The organism is Streptomyces caatingaensis, from assembly GCF_001187435.1.
GTDB lineage: Bacteria > Actinomycetota > Actinomycetes > Streptomycetales > Streptomycetaceae > Streptomyces > Streptomyces caatingaensis.
On sequence record NZ_LFXA01000017.1, the window covers coordinates 392,940 to 415,551 of the forward strand.

At 73.5% G+C, this 22,612-nt stretch carries 21 protein-coding genes and 1 riboswitch; of the genes, 17 read left to right on the forward strand and 4 right to left on the reverse strand.

Annotated elements, in window-relative coordinates; translation table 11 throughout:
- The first annotated feature begins 243 nt into the window (after positions 1-243).
- The 7 genes from fmt (at position 244) to AC230_RS24180 (ending at position 8,705) form a co-directional block, all read left to right on the forward strand.
- Positions 244-1,188, forward strand: a complete 945-nt coding sequence (gene fmt, locus AC230_RS24150; RefSeq protein WP_049718430.1) for a methionyl-tRNA formyltransferase — start codon at positions 244-246, stop codon at positions 1,186-1,188.
- A 39-nt stretch (positions 1,189-1,227) separates the two neighbouring features.
- Positions 1,228-2,664: an RsmB/NOP family class I SAM-dependent RNA methyltransferase gene (locus AC230_RS24155; protein ID WP_049718431.1), complete on the forward strand. Its 1,437-nt coding sequence runs from the start codon at positions 1,228-1,230 to the stop codon at positions 2,662-2,664.
- A 67-nt stretch (positions 2,665-2,731) separates the two neighbouring features.
- Entirely contained in the window at positions 2,732-3,418 is a 687-nt protein-coding gene (rpe, locus tag AC230_RS24160) for a ribulose-phosphate 3-epimerase (protein WP_049718432.1), read from the forward strand.
- A 126-nt stretch (positions 3,419-3,544) separates the two neighbouring features.
- Positions 3,545-4,531, forward strand: a complete 987-nt coding sequence (locus AC230_RS24165; protein WP_049718433.1) for a sugar-binding transcriptional regulator — start codon at positions 3,545-3,547, stop codon at positions 4,529-4,531.
- A gap of 314 nt (positions 4,532-4,845) precedes the next feature.
- A complete protein-coding gene (locus AC230_RS24170; RefSeq protein ID WP_049718434.1) occupies positions 4,846-6,288 on the forward strand; it encodes a GuaB1 family IMP dehydrogenase-related protein in 1,443 nt (480 codons plus the stop codon).
- 346 nt (positions 6,289-6,634) lie between these two features.
- Positions 6,635-8,161, forward strand: coding sequence for an amino acid permease (locus AC230_RS24175; RefSeq protein WP_049718435.1), 1,527 nt, complete (start codon positions 6,635-6,637; stop codon positions 8,159-8,161).
- A gap of 88 nt (positions 8,162-8,249) precedes the next feature.
- Entirely contained in the window at positions 8,250-8,705 is a 456-nt protein-coding gene (locus AC230_RS24180) for an Lrp/AsnC family transcriptional regulator (RefSeq protein ID WP_049718436.1), read from the forward strand.
- Positions 8,706-9,127: 422 nt separating this feature from the next.
- Here AC230_RS24180 and AC230_RS24185 read toward each other — a convergent pair whose 3' ends face one another.
- Positions 9,128-9,613 carry a DUF2269 family protein gene (locus AC230_RS24185; RefSeq protein WP_049718437.1) on the reverse strand — a complete coding sequence of 162 codons (486 nt, stop codon included), beginning with the start codon at positions 9,611-9,613 and terminating at the stop codon, positions 9,128-9,130.
- A gap of 101 nt (positions 9,614-9,714) precedes the next feature.
- Here AC230_RS24185 and AC230_RS24190 point away from each other — a divergent pair, with 101 nt between their 5' ends.
- The 3 genes from AC230_RS24190 (at position 9,715) to AC230_RS24200 (ending at position 12,933) form a co-directional block, all read left to right on the forward strand.
- Positions 9,715-10,170 (forward strand): MarR family winged helix-turn-helix transcriptional regulator, encoded by a 456-nt coding sequence (locus tag AC230_RS24190; protein ID WP_049718438.1) that lies wholly within the window; start codon positions 9,715-9,717, stop codon positions 10,168-10,170.
- A 195-nt stretch (positions 10,171-10,365) separates the two neighbouring features.
- Complete coding sequence (locus tag AC230_RS24195; RefSeq protein WP_049718439.1) at positions 10,366-11,166, forward strand: carbon-nitrogen hydrolase family protein; 801 nt, start codon at positions 10,366-10,368, stop codon at positions 11,164-11,166.
- A 69-nt stretch (positions 11,167-11,235) separates the two neighbouring features.
- Positions 11,236-12,933, forward strand: a complete 1,698-nt coding sequence (locus tag AC230_RS24200) for a flavin monoamine oxidase family protein (protein WP_049718440.1) — start codon at positions 11,236-11,238, stop codon at positions 12,931-12,933.
- 68 nt (positions 12,934-13,001) lie between these two features.
- Here AC230_RS24200 and AC230_RS24205 read toward each other — a convergent pair whose 3' ends face one another.
- Positions 13,002-13,694, reverse strand: coding sequence for a DUF5995 family protein (locus AC230_RS24205; protein ID WP_078871534.1), 693 nt, complete (start codon positions 13,692-13,694; stop codon positions 13,002-13,004).
- Between the two features lie 86 nt (positions 13,695-13,780).
- Positions 13,781-15,205 (reverse strand): uracil-xanthine permease family protein, encoded by a 1,425-nt coding sequence (locus tag AC230_RS24210; RefSeq protein ID WP_049718441.1) that lies wholly within the window; start codon positions 15,203-15,205, stop codon positions 13,781-13,783.
- Positions 15,206-15,434: 229 nt separating this feature from the next.
- Here AC230_RS24210 and AC230_RS33185 point away from each other — a divergent pair, with 229 nt between their 5' ends.
- A complete protein-coding gene (locus tag AC230_RS33185) occupies positions 15,435-16,130 on the forward strand; it encodes a hypothetical protein (RefSeq protein ID WP_198535598.1) in 696 nt (231 codons plus the stop codon).
- A 102-nt stretch (positions 16,131-16,232) separates the two neighbouring features.
- Here the strand turns inward: AC230_RS33185 and AC230_RS24220 are convergent, their stop codons facing one another.
- Positions 16,233-17,435: an MFS transporter gene (locus AC230_RS24220; RefSeq protein ID WP_049718442.1), complete on the reverse strand. Its 1,203-nt coding sequence runs from the start codon at positions 17,433-17,435 to the stop codon at positions 16,233-16,235.
- A 203-nt stretch (positions 17,436-17,638) separates the two neighbouring features.
- A riboswitch (FMN riboswitch) is annotated at positions 17,639-17,769 on the forward strand.
- A 154-nt stretch (positions 17,770-17,923) separates the two neighbouring features.
- Here AC230_RS24220 and ribD point away from each other — a divergent pair.
- The 6 genes from ribD to AC230_RS24250 are packed head-to-tail and all read left to right on the forward strand — an operon-like array spanning position 17,924 to position 22,572.
- Complete coding sequence (gene ribD / locus AC230_RS24225) at positions 17,924-19,129, forward strand: bifunctional diaminohydroxyphosphoribosylaminopyrimidine deaminase/5-amino-6-(5-phosphoribosylamino)uracil reductase RibD (protein ID WP_078871535.1); 1,206 nt, start codon at positions 17,924-17,926, stop codon at positions 19,127-19,129.
- Positions 19,130-19,132: 3 nt separating this feature from the next.
- A complete protein-coding gene (locus AC230_RS24230) occupies positions 19,133-19,744 on the forward strand; it encodes a riboflavin synthase (RefSeq protein WP_049718443.1) in 612 nt (203 codons plus the stop codon).
- The gene (locus tag AC230_RS24235) at positions 19,741-20,409 is read left to right on the forward strand and encodes a nicotinamide mononucleotide transporter family protein (RefSeq protein WP_049718444.1); all 669 of its coding nucleotides are present in this window, start codon (positions 19,741-19,743) and stop codon (positions 20,407-20,409) included. The genes AC230_RS24230 and AC230_RS24235 overlap by 4 nt, the downstream gene beginning before the upstream one ends.
- 41 nt (positions 20,410-20,450) lie before the next feature.
- Positions 20,451-21,731: a bifunctional 3,4-dihydroxy-2-butanone-4-phosphate synthase/GTP cyclohydrolase II gene (locus AC230_RS24240; protein WP_049718445.1), complete on the forward strand. Its 1,281-nt coding sequence runs from the start codon at positions 20,451-20,453 to the stop codon at positions 21,729-21,731.
- A 31-nt stretch (positions 21,732-21,762) separates the two neighbouring features.
- Positions 21,763-22,248, forward strand: a complete 486-nt coding sequence (gene ribH / locus AC230_RS24245) for a 6,7-dimethyl-8-ribityllumazine synthase (protein ID WP_049718446.1) — start codon at positions 21,763-21,765, stop codon at positions 22,246-22,248.
- A 54-nt stretch (positions 22,249-22,302) separates the two neighbouring features.
- A complete protein-coding gene (locus AC230_RS24250; protein WP_049718447.1) occupies positions 22,303-22,572 on the forward strand; it encodes a phosphoribosyl-ATP diphosphatase in 270 nt (89 codons plus the stop codon).
- The last annotated feature ends 40 nt before the right edge of the window (positions 22,573-22,612 follow it).

Sequence of the window (22,612 nt, forward strand, 5' to 3'; positions counted from 1 at the left end):
GGACGCGGGGGAAGGAGAGTTGAGGGCCGACGAGAGCGGGCCGCGGCCGCGGCCCGCTGCTGGCGGTCAATCTCTCTTGACCCAACGATTCACCCAACGCGCCAAGGCCGGACGGGTCACGGTATGGGGGCGCACATCCGCCGGAATGAGGCGTGCACCGCCCCGCGCGCCCCTCGCGCAGCAGCCCGCCCCTAGACTGGTGCGCCGTCCCGCTCGGCGCGTGAGAGGTAGTGTTCGCCACCCATGAGGCTTGTCTTCGCCGGTACTCCCGAGGTCGCCGTCCCCGCCCTCGACGCCCTGCTCGCCTCGGAGCGCCACGAGGTCGTGGCCGTCGTCACCCGGCCCGACGCCCCCGCCGGCCGTGGCCGCCGCCTGGTCGCCAGCCCCGTCGCCGAGCGCGCCGAGGAGGCCGGCATCGAGGTGCTCAAGCCGAACCGGCCGCGCGACGAGGACTTCCTCGCCCGCCTCCGCGAGATCGCGCCCGACTGCTGCCCCGTCGTCGCCTACGGCGCCCTGCTGCCCAAGGCCGCCCTGGACATCCCCGTCCACGGCTGGGTCAACCTCCACTTCTCGCTGCTCCCGGCCTGGCGCGGCGCCGCCCCCGTGCAGCACGCGGTCATGGCCGGCGACGAGGTCACCGGCGCCTCGACCTTCCGCATCGAGGAGGGGCTGGACTCCGGCCCGGTCTTCGGCGTCCTCACCGAGCAGGTCCGCCCCACCGACACCAGCGGTGACCTGCTCACGCGGCTCGCGTTCGCCGGCGCCGGGCTGCTCGCCGCCACCATGGACGGCATCGAGGACGGCACCCTGGAGGCCGTCCCGCAGCCCGCCGAGGGCGTCTCGCTCGCCCCCAAGATCGGTGTCGAGGACGCCCGGATCGACTGGTCCGCGCCCGCCCTGCGCGTCGACCGCGTCGTCCGCGGCTGCGCTCCGGCGCCCGGCGCCTGGACGCTCTTCCGCGGCGAGCGGCTGAAGGTGATGTCGGTGGCGCTCACCGCGGACCGCACCGGCCTCGCGCCCGGCGAGCTCGCGGCCGGCAAGAACTCCGTCCACGCCGGCACCGGTTCGCACGCCGTCGAGCTGCTGTGGGTGCAGCCCCAGGGCAAGAAGCCGATGAAGGCCGCCGACTGGGCCCGCGGCGTCCGCATCGCCCCGGGCGAGAAGCTGGGCGACGGGCCGGCCGCGTAGGCTGGAACCCTTCGTCATCCCAGCTCCGGAGCACCTTCAGTGAACGATCAGCCGCCTCGTCGGAAGAACGGCCGCCCCGCGAAACCGCACCGCCGGCCCAAGAAGGACCCGGTCCGGATCCTCGCCTTCGAGGCGCTGCGGGCCGTCGACGAGCGGGACGCCTACGCGAACCTGGTGCTCCCCCCGCTGCTGCGCAAGGCCCGCGAGAAGGACGGCTTCGACCACCGCGACGCCGCGCTGGCCACCGAGCTGGTCTACGGCACCCTGCGCCGCCAGGGCACCTACGACGCCGTCCTCGCCGCCTGCGTCGACCGCCCGCTGCGCGAGGTGGACCCGCCGGTGCTGGACGTGCTCAGCCTCGGTGTCCACCAGCTCCTCGGCACCCGCATCCCGCCGCACGCGGCGGTCTCCGCCACCGTCGAACTGGCCCGCTGCGTCCTCGGCGACGGCCGGGCGAAATTCGTCAACGCCGTCCTGCGCAAGGTCACCGCGCACGACCTCGACGGCTGGCTGGAGCGCGTCGCGCCCCCCTACGACGACGACCCCGAGGAGCACCTCGCCGTCGTCCACTCCCACCCGCGCTGGATCGTCTCCGCGCTGTGGGACGCGCTCGGCGGCGGCCGCGCCGGGATCGAGGACCTGCTGGAGGCGGACAACGAGCGCCCCGAGGTGACCCTCGTCGCCCGCCCCGGCCGCATCGGCGTCACCGAACTGCTGGCCGCCCTCGGCGAGGACCACGCGCTGCCCGGCCGCTGGTCGCCGCACGCCGTGCGGCTCACCGAGGGCGGCGAACCCGGCGCGATCGACGCCGTCCGCGAGGGCCGCGCCGGGGTCCAGGACGAGGGCAGCCAGCTCGTCGCCCTCGCCCTGGCCGCCGCCCCGGTGGACGGCCCGGACGCCCGCTGGCTCGACGGCTGCGCCGGCCCCGGCGGCAAGGCCGCCCTCCTCGGCGCCCTCGCCGCCGAGGAGGGCGCCGCCCTGCTGGCCGCCGAACGGCAGCCGCACCGCGCCCGCCTGGTCGGCCGCGCCCTGGCCGGCAACCCCGGCCCGTACCAGGTCGTCACCGCCGACGGCACCCGCCCGCCGTGGCGCGAGGGCACCTTCGACCGCGTCCTCGTCGACGTGCCCTGCACCGGGCTCGGCGCCCTGCGCCGCCGCCCCGAGGCCCGCTGGCGGCGGCGCCCGGAGGACGTCGCCGGGTTCGGCCCCCTCCAGCGCGACCTGCTGCGCGAGGCCCTGCGCGCCGTCCGCGTGGGCGGCGTCGTCGGCTACGCGACCTGCTCGCCGCACCCGGCGGAGACCCGGGCCGTCGTGGACGACGTCCTCAAGCGGCAGGGCGTCGAGGCCGAGTGGATCGACGCCCGCCCGCTGATGCCCGGCGTCCCGGCCCTCGGCGACGGACCCGACGTCCAGCTCTGGCCCCACCTGCACGGCACGGACGCCATGTACCTGGCCCTGCTGCGCCGTACGGCCTGACCGGCGGGCGCCCTCCCGGTCCGGGGGCCGTGCGAGGGGCGGCCCCGCGGCATGGCAGGCTTGGGGCATGACCGTCCAGATCAACCCCAGCATCCTGAGCGCGGACTTCGCCCGCCTCGCCGCCGAGGCGGAGGCCGTCAAGGGCGCCGACTGGCTCCACGTCGACGTCATGGACAACCACTTCGTCCCGAACCTCACGCTCGGGGTGCCGGTCGTCGAGTCGCTCAGCCGGGCCACCGACACCCCGCTGGACTGCCACCTGATGATCGAGGACCCGGACCGCTGGGCCCCGCAGTACGTCGAGGCGGGCGCCGGGTCCGTCACCTTCCACGCCGAGGCCGCCCACGCCCCCGTGCGGCTCGCGCGGGAGATCCGGGCCAAGGGCGCGCGGGCGTCCATGGCCCTCAAGCCGGCGACGCCGATCGAGCCCTACGAGGACCTGCTCCCCGAGCTCGACATGCTGCTGATCATGACCGTCGAGCCCGGCTTCGGCGGCCAGAAGTTCCTCGACATCATGCTGCCGAAGATCCGCCGCACCCGGCAGCTCATCGAGCGCCACGGCCTGGAACTCTGGCTCCAGGTGGACGGCGGCGTCTCCGCGGAGACCATCGAGCGCTGCGCCGACGCCGGTGCCGACGTGTTCGTGGCGGGATCGGCCGTTTACGGTACCGATGACCCGGCGGCCGCCGTACGCTCACTGCGTGAGCTCGCGGAGACGGCCACCGCGGCCGCACCCTGGGCCTGCGCCCACTGAGGCCCGCCGGCCCGGGGGCCGGGGCGGGATCGGGGGCCCGCCGTTTCTGACAGGATGACGGTCGAGTCCACAGCGGAAGACAGCAGTGAGGAGAACGCGGTGTCGACGGGCCGTTCAGTGACGCCGATGGGGCCCGCCGAGCTCGTGCAGGCGGCGGCCATGGCCCGCCGTTTCTATCTGGAGGGCAAGTCCAAGATCCAGATCGCCGAGGAGTTCGGTGTCAGCCGCTTCAAGGTGGCGCGGGTCCTGGAGACGGCGCTCGAACGCGATCTGGTGCGCATCGAGATCCGGGTGCCCGCCGAGCTGGACGCGGAGCGCTCCGACGCGCTGCGCTCCCGCTACGGGCTGCGGCACGCGGTCGTCGTCGAGTCCCCGGCCGACGCGGCCGACGACGCCCCCGACCCGGAGAACCTCGGCGAGGTGGCGGCCGGCCTCCTCGGCGAGCTGGTGAACGAGGGCGACGTGCTCGGCCTGGCCTGGGGCCGGTCCACGATCCACATGGCGGCCGCCCTGCACCGGCTGCCGCCGTGCACCGTCGTCCAGCTCACCGGCGTCTACGACGCGGGCACCGCCGAGCGCGGCTCGGTGGAGGCCGTCCGCCGGGCGGCCCAGGTCTCCGGCGGCGAGGCGCACCCGATCTACGCGCCGATGCTGCTGCCCGACCCGGCCACGGCGGCCGCGCTGCGCGGCCAGACGGGCATCGCGCGGGCCTTCGACTACTTCGACAAGGTCACCGTCGCGGCCGTCTCCATCGGCTCCTGGGAGCCGGGCATCTCCACGGTGTACGACATGCTGTCGGAGGACGAGCGGGGCCACTACGCGTCGCTGGGCGCGGCCGCCGAGATGTCCGCCCACCTCTTCGACGCGGAGGGCCGGCGGATCGGCCGTGACCTGGGGGAGCGCTGCATCACGGTCGAGGCGGACCGGCTGCGGCGGATACCGGAGGTCGTGGCGATCGCGGGTGGCCAGCGGAAGGCCGCCGCGATCGGGGCGGTGCTGCGCTCCGGTCTCGTGACCAGCCTGGTCACCGACACCGCCGCGGCGGACTTCCTCCTGAACGAGTTCGAGCCGGGCCCGCGGCCGGCTCTCGACCGGGCCGACCCGGACGTCTGATCCCCCTCGTCCCCCCGACCCCCTGATCCCCCGGCGGGGAGGCTTGCGCCTCCCCGCCCTTTCCCCGGGCCGATGTGCCGGACCGCCCGGTGTTCGAGGACACGAATCCGGGGGGAAACGGGGCAAAACCCCCTCGGCGGAAGCCACAGGCACCCGCCGCCCCCGCTGGCCGAAGCCACAGAATGCGCAGATCATTCGCCATCGGGCCGTCTCATCGTGGATGATGGGTCCAGGAACCTCAGCCCGATCCGGCGCTGGTTCGAGCTGACTCCCCACCCGCTCTGTAGATCAATTTCGCAGGTGAGAGAGCCAGTATGCGTTTCCTCAACGATCAGAAGCCGCCGTACGACCTGACGTACGACGACGTCTTCATGGTCCCCAGCCGCTCCGCGGTCGGTTCCCGCCAGGGCGTCGACCTCTCCTCGCCCGACGGCACGGGCACCACCATCCCGCTCGTCGTAGCGAACATGACCGCGATCGCCGGCCGCCGCATGGCCGAGACGGTCGCCCGGCGCGGTGGCCTCGTGGTCATCCCCCAGGACATCCCGCTCGACGTCGTCACAGAGGTCATCTCCTGGGTGAAGAGCCGCCACCACGTGCTCGACACCCCGATCGTCCTCGCCCCGACCCAGACCGTGGCCGACGCGCTCAGCCTGCTGCCCAAGCGGGCGCACGGCGCCGGCGTCGTGGTCGACGGGGACCACCGTCCCGTCGGCGTCGTCACCGAGCACGACCTGACCGGCGTGGACCGCTTCACCCAGCTGTCCGAGGTCATGTCCAAGGAGCTGCTGCTCCTCGACGCCGACATCGACCCGCGCGAGGCGTTCAACCAGCTCGACGCCGCGCACCGCAAGCTCGCCCCCGCCGTGGACGAGGACGGCCGCCTGGCCGGCATCCTCACCCGCAAGGGCGCCCTGCGCGCGACGCTCTACACCCCCGCCACCGACGCCGACGGCAAGCTGCGCATCGCCGCCGCGGTCGGCATCAACGGCGACGTGGCCGGCAAGGCCAAGGCCCTGCTGGCGGCCGGCGCGGACACCATCGTGGTGGACACCGCCCACGGCCACCAGGAGACGATGATCGCCGCGATCAAGGCCGTCCGGGCGCTCGACCCGCAGGTCCCGATCGTCGCGGGCAACATCGTCGCCGCCGAGGGCGTGCGCGACCTCATCGAGGCGGGCGCGGACATCATCAAGGTCGGCGTCGGCCCGGGCGCCATGTGCACCACCCGCATGATGACCGGTGTGGGCCGTCCGCAGTTCTCCGCGGTGCTGGAGTGTGCCGCCGAGGCGAAGAAGTACGGCAAGCACGTCTGGGCCGACGGTGGCGTCCGTCACCCGCGCGACGTCGCCATGGCGCTGGCCGCCGGTGCGTCCAACGTCATGATCGGCTCCTGGTTCGCGGGCACCTACGAGTCCCCGGGCGACCTCCAGCAGACGGCCGACGGTCGGCTGTACAAGGAGAGCTTCGGCATGGCCTCGGCCCGCGCCGTGCGCAACCGCACCAGCGAGGAGTCGGCCTACGACCGCGCCCGCAAGGGCCTGTTCGAGGAGGGCATCTCCACCTCCCGCATGTTCCTCGACCCGGCCCGCCCCGGCGTCGAGGACCTGATCGACTCGATCATCGCGGGCGTCCGTTCGTCCTGCACCTACGCGGGTGCGGGCTCCCTCGCGGAGTTCCACGAGCGGGCCGTCGTCGGCGTCCAGAGCGCCGCCGGTTACGCGGAGGGCAAGCCGCTGCACGCCAGCTGGCAGTAGTCCCGCACCAGCCCGGAAAAGGGGCGCGGCCGTCACGGCCGCGCCCCTTTTCGCGTCACTCCGGCCGGGCTGTTGTTGACGCTTACATGTACCGATTCGTAAGGTGACATGCAACGAACGCCCATTCTTGGCATGCAGACGCAATGATCGTACGGGCATGCGCAAGAATGGTGCATTACGAGCGCGGTCCCTCACCTCGTAGGGTTCCGCGCAGTACGTGGAGTGGCGGGTACCGCTTGCTCGCGGTCCCCCTCCTTCCCGGGTTGCTCACCCTGCCGACGCACCCCGCGGGTGACCGCTGCGGTACCGGTGTGTTCCACCGGCAGCGACGAACGGAGCGACCTCAGTGTTGGATCAAGGCACAGCGCCCCCCGCCGCCGGCAACGGCAAGCGAACCCCGCAGCCGCCCGCCGGACTGGGCTCCCGCCTCATGCGGCGCAAGCCGGTCGAACGCCTGGTCGCCGAGGGCGGCCAGGGTGAGGGCGGGACGCTGCGGCGGTCGCTCGGCATGTGGCAGCTGACGATGATCAGCATCGGTGCCACGCTGGGCACCGGCATCTTCGTGGTGCTCGGCGACGCCGTGCCGAAGGCGGGCCCGGCGGTCATCGTCTCGTTCGTCATCGCCGGCATCACGGCGCTGTTCTCCGCGCTGTCCTACGCCGAGCTGGCGGGCACGATCCCGGTCTCCGGCTCCTCGTACTCCTACGCCTACGCCACCATGGGCGAGCTCGTCGCCTGGGTCTGCGGCTGGTGCCTGATCCTGGAGTACGGCGTGTCGGTGGCGGCCGTCGCCGTCGGCTGGGGCCAGTACCTCAACGAGCTGCTCGACGGGACCATCGGCGTCACCATCCCGGCCTCCCTGGCCAACCCGCCCGGCGCGGGCGGCGGCATCTTCAACGTGCCGGCGCTGCTGGTGGTCCTGCTCTGCATGGCCTTCCTGCTCGGCGGCGCCAAGGAGAGCGCCCGGGCCAACACGATCATGGTCGTGGTGAAGATCGCCGCCCTGCTGCTCTTCTGCGCCGTCGCCTTCCAGGGCATCAAGGCCGGCAAGTACACGCCCTTCATGCCGCTCGGCCTCGCGGGCATGAGCCACGCGGGCGCCTCGCTCTTCTTCTCCTACATCGGTTTCGACGCCGCCTCCACGGCCGGCGAGGAGGCGAAGAACGCCCAGCGCGACCTGCCGCGGGCGATCATGCTCTCGCTGGTCATCGTCACCGCGCTGTACTGCCTGGTCGCCGCCGTCGCGGTCGGCGCCATGCCGTGGAAGCAGTTCGACGGCGCCGAGGCGGCGCTCGCCGGGATCATGAAGGACGTCACGGGGCAGGGCTTCTGGTCCGTGCTGCTGGCCGCGGGTGCGGTGATCGCCATCGCGAGCGTCGTGCTCACCGTGCTCTACGGGCAGACGCGCATCCTCTTCGCGATGTCCCGCGACGGGCTGGTGCCCAAGACCTTCGCCAAGGTGCACCCGAAGAGCGGCGTCCCGCGGTCCAACACCCTGATCGTCTCGCTCTTCTGCGGCATCCTGGCCGCCGCCGTTCCGCTGGACGAGCTCGCCGACGCCACCAGCATCGGTACGCTCTTCGCCTTCGCCCTGGTCAACGTGGCCGTCGTGGTCCTGCGGCGGACGCGCCCGGACATGCAGCGGAAGTTCCGGGTGCCGCTCGGGCCGGTCTTCCCGGTGCTGGGCTTCGCGATGTGCGCCTACAACATGTTCAACCTGCGCAGCGTGACGTGGATGGTGTTCGGCGGCTGGATGGTCGTCGGGCTCGTCATCTACTTCGCGTACGGCATGCGGTCCTCGCGGCTGGCGCGGGAGGCGGCGGACGGCACGGCCGCCGCCGAGCCGGCCGGGCAGGCCTCCGCGGAGGCCTGATCGCGCACTGCGGGTCGGAGTGACCGCCGGGTACGTGATCTACTGCTCATAGGCAGAGCAGGTACCCGAGAAAAGTGATTCACCCGCAGTGCGACTCAACGAGCTCGACGAACGTATCGTCCACGCCCTGGCCGAGGACGCCAGGCGTTCCTACGCCGACATCGGCGCCGAGGTCGGCCTGTCCGCGCCCGCGGTGAAGCGGCGCGTGGACAGGCTGCGGGCCGAGGGGGCCATCACCGGCTTCACGGTGCGGGTGGATCCGGGGGCGCTCGGCTGGGAGACCGAGGGGTTCATCGAGCTCTTCTGCCGTCGCAACACGTCGCCGGAGGCGATTCACCGGGGGCTCGCGCGGTATCCGGAGGTGGCTTCGGCCTCCACCGTGACCGGTGAGGCCGATGCGATCGTGCAGATCTTCGCTTCCGACATGCGGCACTTCGAGAGGGTGCTGGAGCGGATCGCGGGGGAGCCGTTCGTGGAGCGTACGAAGTCGGTGCTGGTGCTTTCGCCGTTGCTGCGGCGGTTCAGCTCCGGGGCGCCGTCGTGACGGCCGCCGGTTTTTCCTCCCCGCCCCGCCCTCTCCCCGTCTCCCCAGGGGCTGCGCCCCTGCGCCACCCCCGACGCGCGCGCGGCGTGTGACCGCCCGCCGCGCGAGGGTGGGGGCTGCGCCCCCTGCGCCCCGAAGCGCTGCCGCGTGGTTGTCGTCGAACTCCCCCAGGGGGGTACCCCAGGACGGGCTGGATTCGGCCGCTGCCCCGCGCTCGTCCTCGAACGCTGGACGGACGGGGTTCGGTCCCTGGCGCGCGTTCGTCCCCGAACGCCGGACCGGCTGAAAGTCGGCCCGTTCAGGGGTGCCCCCCTGGGGGGCGAGGACCTCGCGGCGGAGCCGCTATGCCCCCGCGCGGCAGTGCGTAGAAACGGTGAAAGGGCGGGGTGGGGGGTCAACAACCCCTGCGGCGGGGCGCGCGGTTACGCGCCCGTCGTTGAGCCGGGGCGGATGATCATCAGGACGGTCACGACCGCCCAGGTCAGGGAGAAGAGGCCGGTCACCATGGCGAGGCGGGGGAGGGTCGAGGAGAGGGCGGTGACCTCGGCGGGGGTGCGGTCCGGGGCGTCGAGGGCGTCGATGACGGCGTCCTGGGAGAAGACGGCGAAGGCCAGCAGGACCGCCGCGACGACGGTGAGCGCGATCGACGCGATCAGCCACGCGTCGCCCAGCACCCCCATCTTCATCGCGGTCACGAACCCGAGCAGCGGCACGGCGATGGAGACGCCCGCGTAGACGCGCGTGACGCGGTGGAGGAGGCGCAGGGCGGAGGTGCCCGCCGGTGTGCGGTCCCCGTCCGGGGCCAGGACCTGCCGCGCGTAGCGGGGGAAGAGGCTGGCGGCCACCGTGGACGGCCCTATGAGGACGATCGCTCCCAGGACGTGCAGGCTGAGCAGCAGTTTGGTCATGACGGCCCCGCTCCGGAGTTTCAGTCGGGCTTAAACAAGGTGAGGGCACGCTAGCATCCCCCCTGAGCAGAGCAGGGAGAAGGGTGAGGGGAGCGAGGGGCATGGACCGCGACGACGGGGCGACGGCGTTCCCGCCCCTGCCCCTGCTCCTCATCGGCGTGGGCCGGTTCACCCAGGACGCGGCCCACCGCGTGCTCGCGGAGCGGGGCGACTACTCGCTGCGCCTCATGGGCGCGCTCGGCCACCTCGCCCACGAACCCGGGCTGTCCTACAGTGAGTTGGCCCGCCGGGCCGGAGTGACGGCACAGAGCATGCAGGCCACCGTCGGCCGGCTCGAACGCGCCGGCGCGGTCGCCCGCGTCACCCCCGCCGGGCGCGGACGGACGGCCGCCCTCCATGTGACCGACGAGGGCCACCGGATGCTGGCCGAGATGCGGCAGGCCCTGGCCGGACTGGAGGAGCCGCTGACCGCCGGGCTCACCGCCGACGAGCGCGCCGTGCTGACCGCCGCCCTGCTGCGCCTGGCGGGCAACGCCAAGGTCGTTTCCGCAGGCTGAGCGGCCCGGACCACGGCGCGCAACGAATCGCCGTTCCGCCGGGAAAAGGCGCAACGAATCCCTCGGAAGCGCGCAACATTCGTCCCTTGTCGCGTGGAGTTACCGGGCCGTACCGTCAAGGCGTTTAACGAAACCTTGTCCGAAAGCTCCTTGAACTTCCCCCACTCCTGCCCCACTCCGACCTCAAGAGGACGCATGAACCCGCTCCGCATCGCCCTGTACCAAGGACCCTGCGGCGTTCCCTCCTCCACGGCGGAGTCCCTCGGCGCGCTGGAGGCGGCGGCCCGGCGGGCCGCGGACGCCGGTGCCCGGCTGCTGCTCACCAATGAGCTGTATCTGACCGGATACGCGCTGGGCCCCTCCGTCGTGGACCTGGCCGAGCCCGCCGACGGCCCCGGCGCCGAGGCCGTGGCCCGGATCGCCGCGGCGCACGGACTGGCCGTCGGCTACGGCTACCCCGAGCGCGACGGCGCCCGGATCTTCAACTCCCTCCAGCTGATGGGCCCGCAGGGCACCCCGCTCGCCCACTACCGCAAGACGCACCTCTTCGGGGAGTACGAGACCACCTCCTTCACGCCGGGCGACGAGGCCGTCGTCCAGGCCGAGTTCGACGGCGTCCGGCTGGGCCTGCTGGTCTGCTACGACGTCGAGTTCCCGGAGACCGTGCGGGCGCACGCCCTCGCCGGCACCGAGCTGCTCCTCGCGCCGACCGCCCTGATGCGCCCCTATGAGATCGTCCCGCAGACGATCGTCCCGGCGCGGGCCTGGGAGAGCCAGCTCTACATCGCCTATGTCAACCGGTGCGGCACCGAAGGGGAGTTCGCCTTCGCCGGGCTGTCGTGCCTCGCCGCCCCGGACGGGACCGTACGGGCCCGGGCCGGCGCGGCGGAGGACCTGCTGGTCACCGAGGCCGACCCCGCCCTGCTCCGGCGCTCGCGCGCCGAGAACACCTATCTCACGGACCGCCGCCCCGAGCTCTACACCCGGCTCGTCTGAGCCCGCACCGCCCTTCTTCTTCTTCACCTTCTTCACCGCCAGCCCCCCGCGACCAGGAGAGTCCCGCCGATGACGTCCACGGTGCCCACCGCCGTCCACGACGAGCAGGTCCCCCAGAACGAGCCGCCGATCACCATGTTCGGCCCGGACTTCCCGTTCGCCTACGACGACTTCCTCGCGCACCCCGCGGGCCTGGGCCAGATACCGGCCACCGAGCACGGCACCGAGGTCGCGGTCATCGGCGGCGGCCTCTCCGGCATCATCGCCGCGTACGAGCTGATGAAGATGGGCCTCAAGCCCGTCGTCTACGAGGCCGACCGGATCGGCGGCCGGCTGCGGACGGTCGGATTCGAGGGCTGCGACGGCGAGTTGACCGCCGAGATGGGCGCGATGCGCTTCCCGCCGTCCTCCACCGCCTTCCAGCACTACATCGACCTGGTGGGCCTGGAGACCAAGCCGTTCCCCAACCCGCTGGCGCCCAGCACCCCGTCCACCGTCGTGGACCTCAAGGGCGAGTCCCACTACGCGGAGACGATCGAGGACCTGCCGCAGGTCTACCGCGACGTCGCCGACGCGTGGAACGCCTGCCTGGAGGAGGGCGCCGACTTCTCCGACATGAACCGCGCCATCCGAGAGCGCGACGTGCCGCGCATCCGCGCGATCTGGGCGAGGCTCGTCGAGAAGCTCGACAACCAGACCTTCTACGGCTTCCTCTGCGAGTCGGAGGCCTTCAAGTCCTTCCGACACCGGGAGATCTTCGGCCAGGTCGGCTTCGGCACCGGCGGCTGGGACACCGACTTCCCCAACTCCATCCTGGAGATCCTGCGCGTCGTCTACACCGAGGCCGACGACCACCACCGCGGCATCGTCGGCGGCAGCCAGCAGCTGCCGCTGCGCCTGTGGGAGCGCGAGCCGGAGAAGCTCGTCCACTGGGCGCCGGGCACCTCGCTGTCCTCCCTGCACGACGGCGCGCCCCGGCCGGCCGTCACCCGGCTGCACCGCACGGCGGGCAACCGGATCACGGTCACCGACGCGAGCGGCGACATCCGCACCTATGCGGCGGCCGTCTTCACGGCGCAGTCGTGGATGCTGCTGTCGAAGATCGAGTGCGACGACGCGCTCTTCCCCATCGACCACTGGACGGCGGTCGAGCGCACCCACTACATGGAGTCGTCCAAGCTCTTCGTCCCGGTGGACCGGCCGTTCTGGCTGGACAAGGACGAGAACGGCCGCGACGTGATGTCGATGACGCTCACCGACCGGATGACGCGCGGGACGTACCTCCTGGACGACGGCCCGGACAAGCCCGCCGTGATCTGCCTCTCCTACACCTGGTGCGACGACAGCCTCAAGTGGCTTCCGCTGTCGGCCAACGAGCGCATGGAGGTCATGCTCAAGTCCCTCGGCGAGATCTACCCGGGCGTCGACATCCGGAAGCACATCATCGGCAACCCGGTGACCGTCTCCTGGGAGAACGAGCCCTACTTCATGGGCGCGTTCAAGGCGAACCTGCCGGGCCACTACCGTTACCAGCGGCGGCTGTTCACCCACTTCATGCAGGACCGTCTGCCCGAGGACAAGCGCGGCATCTTCCTCGCGGGCGACGACATCTCCTGGACGGCGGGCTGGGCCGAGGGCGCCGTGCAGACGGCGCTCAACGCGGTGTGGGGCGTGATGCACCACTTCGGCGGGGCGACCGACCCGTCCAACCCGGGCCCGGGCGACGTCTACGACGAGATCGCCCCCGTCGAGCTGCCGGAGGACTGAGCCCCGGGGGACCGGGCGCGGGCGTGCCGCCCCGCGCCACCGTGCCCGCGCCGGTGTCCCCGTCCGTTTCATCCCAGCGGCGTGAGCAGACATCGCCCCACCATTCCCACGCTCGCGTCGATCCGGTCCTCGAACTCCGCCTCCACGTCCGGCCGTTCGCGCAGGGCCCAGAGGGCGCGGAAGGCGGCCCAGGCGGCGGCGCGGGCCGCCTCCAGCGTCCACGAGCCCAGGAGGTGGGTGAGCGGATCGGCGACGTCCAGCAGGTCCGGGCCGGGCATGAGGGTCTCGCGGATCCGCTCCTCCAGGGAGACGAGCAGCTCACCGATCCGGTGGAAGTCCGCTTCCAGCTCGTGGGGTTCGGCGCCCAGGTCCCGGCAGGTGTCGGCGAGGGCGAGCGGAAGGTCGTGCCCGATGTGGGCGTTGATGCCGGCGAGGGCGAACTGCACGGGGCGGACGGCCGGATGGCCGCGGAGCTGGAACAGCGGCCGCCAGCAGGCCGGCGGTCTTCGCCCGGCCGCCGCCTCGTCCACCGCGGTCAGATAGCGGCCGGCGAACAGTACGTCGAGCGCGGTGGTGGCCGTGCGGTCGCGGAAGGCGCCGGCGGCCACCCGGCGCCCGACCTCCTCGGTGACCGTCAGATACACGCGGTTGAAGACCGCCACCCCGTCCCGCGGCGGAAGGTGGGCCGCCAGACCGCGCATCCGGTCGAGCACCCCGTCGATGCCGGCGGGAGCCGCCGGCCGTACCCCAGTCGTCGTCATGCACGCAGAGTGACACATGAATACGGAGCGTAGGGGGAATCCCGGTCGAGTTAACCGGAACGGGTGACGGAGCGTGACGGCCGCGCTCAGCTCCGGGGCGTCCGGCCCTCCCCGGCCGCCTCGGCGTCCCCTCGCTCCGCCAGGCTGTCGTAGCCGCTCGTCCCCTCGTCCAGCAGCGGTTCCTGCTCCTTCAGATGGGCGGGCGCCAGGAACCGCAGGGCGTGATAGCCGGTCAGGACCACGATCGTGCCCAGGGCGATGCCGTTCAGCTCGAAGTTCTTGCTGATCTTGAGGCTGACGCCGCCGATGCCGATGACGATGCCCGCCGCGACCGGCACCAGGTTGAGCGGATTGCGCAGGTCCACCTTGTTGTGCACCCAGATCTGCGCGCCGAGCAGGCCGATCATCCCGTAGAGGATGACGGTGATGCCGCCCAGCACACCGCCCGGGATGGCCGCGACGACCGCGCCGAACTTGGGGCACACGCCGAAGAGCAGGGCGAAGCAGGCCGCCGCCCAGTACGCGGCGGTGGAGTAGACCCGGGTGGCCGCCATCACGCCGATGTTCTCCGAGTAGGTGGTGTTGGCCGGGCCGCCCACCGCCGTGGAGAGCATGGTCGCCGCGCCGTCGGCGGAGATCGCGGTGCCCAGCCGGTCGTCCAGCGGGTCGCCGGTCATCTCGCCGACCGCCTTGACGTGCCCGGCGTTCTCCGCGATCAGCGCGATGACCACCGGCAGCGCCACGAGCGCGGCCGACCAGCCGAACGACGGGGCGTGCAGCGAGGGCAGGCCGATCCAGTCCGCCTCGCCGACGGCGGAGAAGTCCAGCCGCCAGTGGTCGACCGCCCCGGGCCCGCCGTTCACCGAGTGGATCTTCCCGAAGACCCGGTCGAGGACCCAGGAGAGGGCGTAGCCGAAGACCAGCCCGAGGAAGATGGCCACGCGCGACCAGAAGCCGCGCAGGCAGACCACCGCGAGGCCGGTGAACAGCATGGTCAGCAGCGCCGTCCACTGGTCCTGCGGCCAGTACGTGGACGCCGTCACCGGGGCCAGGTTGAAGCCGATGAGCATGACGACCGCGCCCGTCACCACCGGCGGCATCGCCGCGTGGATGATCCGCGCGCCGAACCGGCGCACCGCCAGCCCGCTGAGGAACAGCGCCCCGCCGACGACGAAGATCGCCCCGGTGACGGCCGCGCTGTCGCCGCCCTGGGCCCGGATGACCGCGGCCACCCCGACGAAGGAGAGGCTGCACCCCAGATAGCTGGGGATCCGGCCGCGGGTGGCCAGCAGGAAGAGGATGGTCGCGACGCCCGACATCATGATCGCGAGATTGGGGTCGAGGCCCATCAGCACCGGCGAGACGAACGACGCGCCGAACATGGCCACCACGTGCTGGGCGCCGAGGCCCGCGGTGCGGGGCCAGGAAAGCCGTTCGTCGGGTCTGACGACCGCCCCGGGTGCGGGGGTGCGCCCGTCGCCGTGCAGGGTCCAGCGCACGCCGAGGCCCATGACTGCTCCAAATGTGCTCGTTGTGGTGATCCGGATGAGATCCGGAACATGGTAAGCGGGCGTGCGGGACGGGCCGTGCGCCGTCCAGGGCCCGGCGTGCTGCGGAACGGCTGCTGCGATCGGCGCAATTAACACCTCGTAAGGCTGTATGACCGGGCACCCCCGCGGATCCCCGGCCGGTGGGAGGTAAGCGTGAGTTGTCCGATTTCCTGCAAACCAGGAGACATACATGCGTAAGCTCGTCGGCCGCTCTGCGGTCGCCGCGGTTCTCGCCGCGGGCGTCATCGTTCCGGCTGCCGGGGCGGCCATGGCCGCGCCCCAGTCCCCGTCCGTGCCCAAGGCGGTGAGCTGGGACGACGACCACGACGGCCGCGACCACGGCCGTGACCGTGACCGGGACCGCGACAGGGACAAGGGCCGTGACAAGGGCCGTGACAGAGACAGGGGCCGCGACCGCGACCGTGACCGGGACTGCGACCGGGGCCGCCACCACCGCGACCGTGACTGCGACCGCGACCGCGGGCGTGACCGGGACTGCGACCACCACTGGCGCGACCGGGACTGCGACCGCTGGCGCGACCGTGGTGACTGCGACCGCGGCGGCTGGGGCCACGGCGGTTGGGGCTGGGGCCACGTGAACATCTGGTCCGGCGGCTGGGGCGGTTGGGGCCACGGTGGCCACCACCGCTGGGGCGGCTGGGGCCACGGTGACGACTGCGACGGTGGCTGGGGCCACGGCGGTGGTCACCACGGCGGCTGGGGCCGCGGTGACGACTGCGACGGCGGCGGCTGGAAGCACCGCGGTCGCGACTGCGACGGCGGCTGGAACGAGGGCTGGGGCCATGGCGGTTGGGGCCACCGTGGTGGCTGGGGTCACGGCGGGCACTGCCGTAACTCCATCAACATCCTGGGCATCAGCCTCTGATTCCGCGCTCGCCCTCTGACGTCCCCCCTTCCACCGCGGGCCGCGCGACCGGAACGTCCGGTCCCGCGGCCCGCGGTGGCGTGTGCGCCCGGCCCCGGCCGCTCAGCCCCGCGCCACCGGGACGGACCGGGACCGGCCGGCGGAAGCGGCCGGTACGCGCAGGGCGCCCGCCGCGGCCGCCAGCACCGCGGCCAGCACGGTCACCAGCCCGAACGACACCGTCAGCGACGTGGCGTCGGCGACCTGCCCGATGGCCGACGGGGCGATCAGCCCGGACGTATAGGTGATCGTCGCGACCCCGGCGATGGCCCGGGCGGGCTCGGGGCCGCTGCGGGCCGCCGCCGCGAAGGCCAGCGGGACGACCACCGCGATCCCCAGCCCCAGCAGCGCGAAGCCGGCGATCGCCAAGGCCGCGTGCGGGGCCGTGACCACCGCCAGACCGCCGCCGGCCGCCAGCACGCCGCCCGCCCGGACCGTCCGCACCGGGCCGAACCGGCGCACCGCCGCGTCCCCGGCGAACCGCGCCACCGCCATCGCGCACGAGAACGCCGTGGTGCAGGCGGCCGCCAGCCCCGCGCCCGAGCCGAGGACGTCCCGCAGGTAGACCGCCGACCACTCCAGGCTCGCGCCCTCGGCGAACACCGCGCAGAACCCGACGGCCCCGATGACCAGCGCGGCGCGCGGCGGCCGGGCGAAGCGCGGCGGCGGGTGCTCCTCCGGCCGGGGACGCAGGTCCAGCACCCCGCCGCAGACGAGGAGGCCCAGGACGGTCAGGACGGCCGCCGCGGCCCCCAGATGCAGCCGCGCGTCGGTGCCGGCGTGCGCCGGGAGCGTGCCCGCCGCCGAGCCGGCCAGCGCCCCGGCGCTCCACATCCCGTGCAGCCCGGACATGATCGGCCGGCCCATCCGCTCCTCGGTCTCCACGCCCAGCGCGTTCATCGCGACGTCCGCCACCCCCGACGCCGCCCCGTACGCCAGCAGCGCCGCGCAGAGCACGGGCAGCCCGGGGGAGAGGGGCGGCAGGGCCAGCGACGCGCACCACAGCGCGAGCAGCAGGCGCAGCGCCGCCCGGGAGCCGAGGCGGTGGGCGACGCGGCCGGCGAGCGGCATGGCCAGCGCGGCGCCGACGGCCGGGAAGGCCAGGGCGAGCCCCAACTCGCCCGCCTCCAGGGAGAGATGGTCCCGGATCCAGGGGATGCGGGTGGCGAAGTTCCCGGTGACCGCGCCGTGCACGGCGAACACCGCGGCGACGGCCCGCCGGGCCCGGCGCGGAGCCGCCTCCGCCGTTCCCCCGGTGCCGCCCATCCCCTCGCCCCCCTGCTCCGCCCCCGCCGTCACGCTCCCCGCAGCACCGTACGCGGCGCCCACGTGACCTGCCACACGCTGTGTCAAGTCCCGTGGACAGCGCGCCGCGCTCCGTCGTACGCTCGGAGCCGTCGAGCTGTGAAGGTTCAACCACTCCAAGGTTCAACCGGTCGCGGCCCGCACCCAGACAAGATCACATCACGCAGCGCACTCCGGGGTCGGTGAAAGTCCGAACCGGCGGTTACAGTCCGCGACCCGGCCGCCTCCAGCGGCCGGTTGACCAGGTGAAATTCCTGGACCGACGGTTAAAGTCCGGATGGGAGGCAGTGCGCGGCGGACAGGCGACGGCGTCCTCGCCGTGGCTGCGCGGAGGTCCCCCGGAGGGGCGGCCCCCGCCGCGGGCAGGAGGATCCGGCGGCCCTCGTCCGCTCTTCGTCGTCCCCTGACGACCGCCCCGGAGTCCACGCCCAAGAGGCAGGAGGACCCCGGTGGCCACCGCGACCGAAGCAGACGCGATGCGACGCGCCGTGGCGCTCGCCGCGCGCGCCCTCGGTTCCACGAGCCCCAACCCCGTCGTCGGCTGTGTCCTGCTGGACGCCGCCGGCCGGGTCGCCGGCGAGGGCTGGCACCGGCGCGCCGGCGCGGCGCACGCCGAGGTCGAGGCGCTCCGCGCGGCCGCCGCCGCCGGCCACGACGTCCGGGGCGGCACCGCCGTCGTCACCCTCGAACCCTGCAACCACACCGGCCGCACCGGCCCGTGCGCCCAGGCCCTCATCGCCGCCGGCATCGCCCGCGTCGTCTACGCGGTCGCCGACCCCGACCCCGTCGCCACCGGCGGCGCGGCCACCCTCGCGGCGGCCGGCGTCGAGACCGAGGGCGGGCTGCTGGCCGACGAGGCCGCGGCCGGCAACGCCGCCTGGCTCACCTCCGTGCTGCGCGGCCGCCCGTTCGTGCAGTGGAAGTACGCCGCCACCCTCGACGGCCGCAGCGCCGCCGCCGACGGCACCAGCCGCTGGATCACCTCCGCCGAGTCCCGCGCCGACGTCCACCGGCTGCGCGCCGAGGCCGACGCCGTCGTGGTGGGCTCCGGCACCCTGCGCGCCGACGACCCGCACCTGGCCGTCCGCGGCCGCGCCGGGGTCACCCAGCCGCTGCGCGTCGTCATGGACACCCGGGCCACCGTCCGGCCGACCGCCCGCGTCCTCGACGACGCGGCCCCCACCCTGATCGCCGTCGGCGAGGACGCCGACACCGGGCACCTGCCCGGCACCGACGTCGTCCGGCTGCCCGCCGGGCCCGCCGGCCTCGACGTCGCCGCCCTGCTCGCCGAGCTGCACCGCCGCGGCGTGCGCTCCGTCCTGCTGGAGGGCGGCCCCAGGCTCGCCGGCGCCTTCCTCGCGGCCGGCGCCGTCGACCGCGTCGTCGGCTACCTCGCCCCCGCCCTGCTCGGCTCCGGGCCGGCCGCCCTCGGCGACGCCGGCGTCGGCACCATCGCGCAGGCGCTGCGCCTGGACGTCACCGACGTCGCCCGGCTCGGCCCCGACCTGCGCGTCACCGCCGTGCCCGTGCGCCCCGCCGCAGGCGCCGCGCCGGAGCGCCGGCCGGCCGCCGCGCCGTCGCGGAGCCGCCCGGGTGACAGCCCCGCGCCCCTCGGGGGCGCCGCCGCCCCCGCCCACGCCCCAGAGGAGAACTGAGAAGTGTTCACCGGAATCGTCGAAGAGCTCGGTGAGGTCGTCGCCGTCGAACGCCGCGGCGACTCGGCCCGGTTGCGGCTGCGCGGGCCCCTGGTCACCGAGGACGCCGGGCACGGCGACTCGATCGCGGTCAACGGAGTGTGCCTGACCGTGGTCACCACCGCCGACGGCGAGTTCACCGCCGACGTCATGGCCGAGACCCTCGACCGCTCCGCCCTCGGCGCCCTCGTCCCCGGCTCCCGCGTCAACCTGGAGCGGCCCATGGCGCTGGGCGGGCGGCTCGGCGGCCACCTCGTCCAGGGGCACGTGGACGGCACCGGCACCATCACCGAACGGGTGCCCGGCCAGCACTGGGAGACCGTACGGATCTCGCTGCCGGACGGCCTCGCCCGCTACGTCGTCGACAAGGGCTCCATCACCGTGGACGGCATCAGCCTCACCGTCGTGGAGGCCGGCGACGACTGGTTCACCGTCAGCCTCATCCCCACCACGCTCGCCCTCACCACCCTGGGCGTCAAGAAGACCGGCGACCCCGTCAACCTCGAGGTCGACGTCCTGGCGAAGTACACCGAGCGGCTGCTGGGCCACCGGGCCCGGACGGAGGAGCCGGCATGAGCGCGCTCTCCTGGCTGGGCGACGAGGCGTTCACCGCCCTCGGCCAGCACGTCATCTGGTCCGACATGATCGGCAACACCATCGGCCTGGGCGCCCTCGCCCTCGGCTGGCGCCGCTCGATCTGGACCTGGCCCGCCCAGTTCCTCGCGGGCCTGGTCCTCGTCACCGCCTACGCCTCGGCCCACCTCAGCGGCGGCGTCGGCAAGCAGCTGCTCGTCATCGGCGTCGCCCTGTGGGGCTGGCGGCAGTGGCAGGCGGGCGGCCGGGACACCGGCGACGGCCACCCCGGCGTCCGCTTCGCCACCTGGCGCGAGCGGGCCGTGCTGCTCGCCGGCACCGCCGCGGGCACCCTCGCCGTCGGCGGCCTCTTCAGCGCCGTGCCCCAACTGTCCTGGAACCCCTGGCCGGACGCGTACATCTTCGTCGGCACCCTCACCGCGATGGTCGCCCAGGCCCGCGGGCTCGTGGAGTTCTGGTTCGCCTGGCTGCTCGTCGACGCCGTCGGCGTCCCGCTCGCCTTCTCCAGCGGCCTGGCCTTCTCCGGCCTGGTCTACGTCGTCTACCTCGTCATCGTCCTGTGGGGCATGCGCGACTGGTGGCTGCGCTCCCGTGCCGCCGACCGCGCCGCCGCGGCCCGCGGGCCGGCCCTCTCCCGGGCCGCCTGAGCCACCGGCACCTTCCCCACCGATCACCAAGGAGTGACAGCATGACCGCCCCCCAGCGCCGGTCCACGACCGAGGACCTCGCCCTCGACCCGGTGGAGCGCGCCATCGCCGACATCGCGGCCGGCCGGCCCGTCGTGGTGGTGGACGACGAGAGCCGGGAGAACGAGGGCGACCTCGTCGTCGCCGCCGAGGCGGCCACCCCCGAGACCGTCGCCTTCATGATGAGCGAGTGCCGCGGCCTGATCTGCATGCCCATGGAGGCGGAGGACATCGACCGCCTCGACCTGCCGCAGATGGTCGAGCACAACACCGAGGCCATGCGCACCGCCTTCACCGTCAGCGTCGACGCGACCTCAGCGCACGGCGTCGGCACCGGCATCTCCGCCGCCGACCGCGCCACCACCATCCGGCTGCTGGCCTCGCCCGACAGCGTGCCCGCCGACTTCACCCGCCCCGGCCACGTCTTCCCGCTGCGCGCCCGCCCCGGCGGCGTCCTCGTCCGCCCCGGGCACACCGAGGCCGGCTGCGACCTGGCACGGCTCGCCGGCTTCCGCCCCGCCGCTGCCATCGTGGAGATCGCCGGCGAGGACGGCCGGATGCTGCGCCTGCCCGAACTCGTCCCCTTCGCCCGCCGCCACGGCCTCACGATCATCTCCATCGAGGACCTCATCAGCCACCTGCGGTCCGCCGAGCCCACCGTCAAGCGCGAGGCCACCACCCGACTGCCCACCGCCGCCGGGGAGTTCACCGCCCACGGCTACCGCTCCGTCCGCGACGGCGTCGAACACGTCGCCCTGGTCGCCGGCGACCTCGGAGAGGGCGAGGACGTCCTGGTGCGCGTCCACTCCGAGTGCCTGACCGGCGACGTCTTCGGCTCGCTGCGCTGCGACTGCGGACCCCAGCTGGAGGCGTCCCTGGAGCGGATCGCCGAGGAGGGCCGCGGCGTGGTCGTCTACCTCCGCGGCCACGAGGGCCGCGGCATCGGGCTGCTGTCCAAGCTGCGGGCCTACGAGCTCCAGGAGGCCGGCCACGACACGCTCGACGCCAACCTCGAACTCGGCCTCCCCGCCGACGCCCGCGACTACGCCGCCGGCGCGCAGATGCTCGCCGACCTCGGCGTCCGCTCGGTGCGGCTGATGACCAACAACCCCGACAAGTCCATCGCCCTGGAACGGCACGGCATCAAGATTTCCGGCCGCGAGCCGATGCCCGTGGCGGCGGGCGAGCACAATCTGCGGTACCTGCGGACCAAGCGGGACCGGATGGGACACGACCTGCCCTGGCTGGACGACGGCCAGGTGTCCCCCTGCGGCAACCAGTGACCCACCAGAGAGACCCCGAGGAGCGAGCGACGTGAGCGGCAAGGGCGCCCCCCAGCTGAGTGTGAAGAACTGTCAGGATCTCCGGGTGGCCGTGGTCGCCGCCCAGTGGCACGAGAAGGTCATGGACGGCCTCGTCGACGGGGCCCTGCGCGCCCTGCACGAGATCGGCATCGACGAGCCGACGCTGCTGCGCGTGCCCGGCAGCTGGGAGCTGCCCGTGGCCGCCAAGGTCCTCGCCGGCCGCGGCTACGACGCCGTCGTCGCCCTCGGCGTGGTCATCCGCGGCGGCACCCCCCACTTCGACTACGTCTGCCAGGGCGTCACCCAGGGCCTGGCCCAGGTGGCCGCCGACACCGGAGTGCCCATCGGCTTCGGCGTGCTCACCTGCGACGACGAGGCACAGGCCCTCGACCGGGCGGGCCTCGACGGCTCCGCCGAGGACAAGGGCCACGAGGCCGTCACCGCGGCCGTCTCCACCGCCGTCGTCCTGCGCTCGCTCTCCGAGCCCTGGCACTGAGCGTCCGAGCCCTGGCACCGAGCGGGGGAGCGGACACCGTAGGGTAGGACCACCATGGACAGGAAGACGTTCGAGGAGCTCTTCGCCGAGCTCCAGCAGAAGGCCACCGGCGACCCCGCCACCTCCCGCACCGCGGAACTGGTGGGCAAGGGGGTCCACGCCATCGGCAAGAAGGTCGTCGAGGAGGCGGCCGAGGTGTGGATGGCCGCCGAGTACGAGGGCGCCGACGCCACGGCCGAGGAGATCTCCCAGCTCCTCTACCACCTTCAGGTGATGATGATCGCCCGCGGCATCTCGCTGGACGACGTCTACTCCCACCTCTGATCCCCCTCCGGTCCGCGCCCTCCCTCCCCACCGCACCATC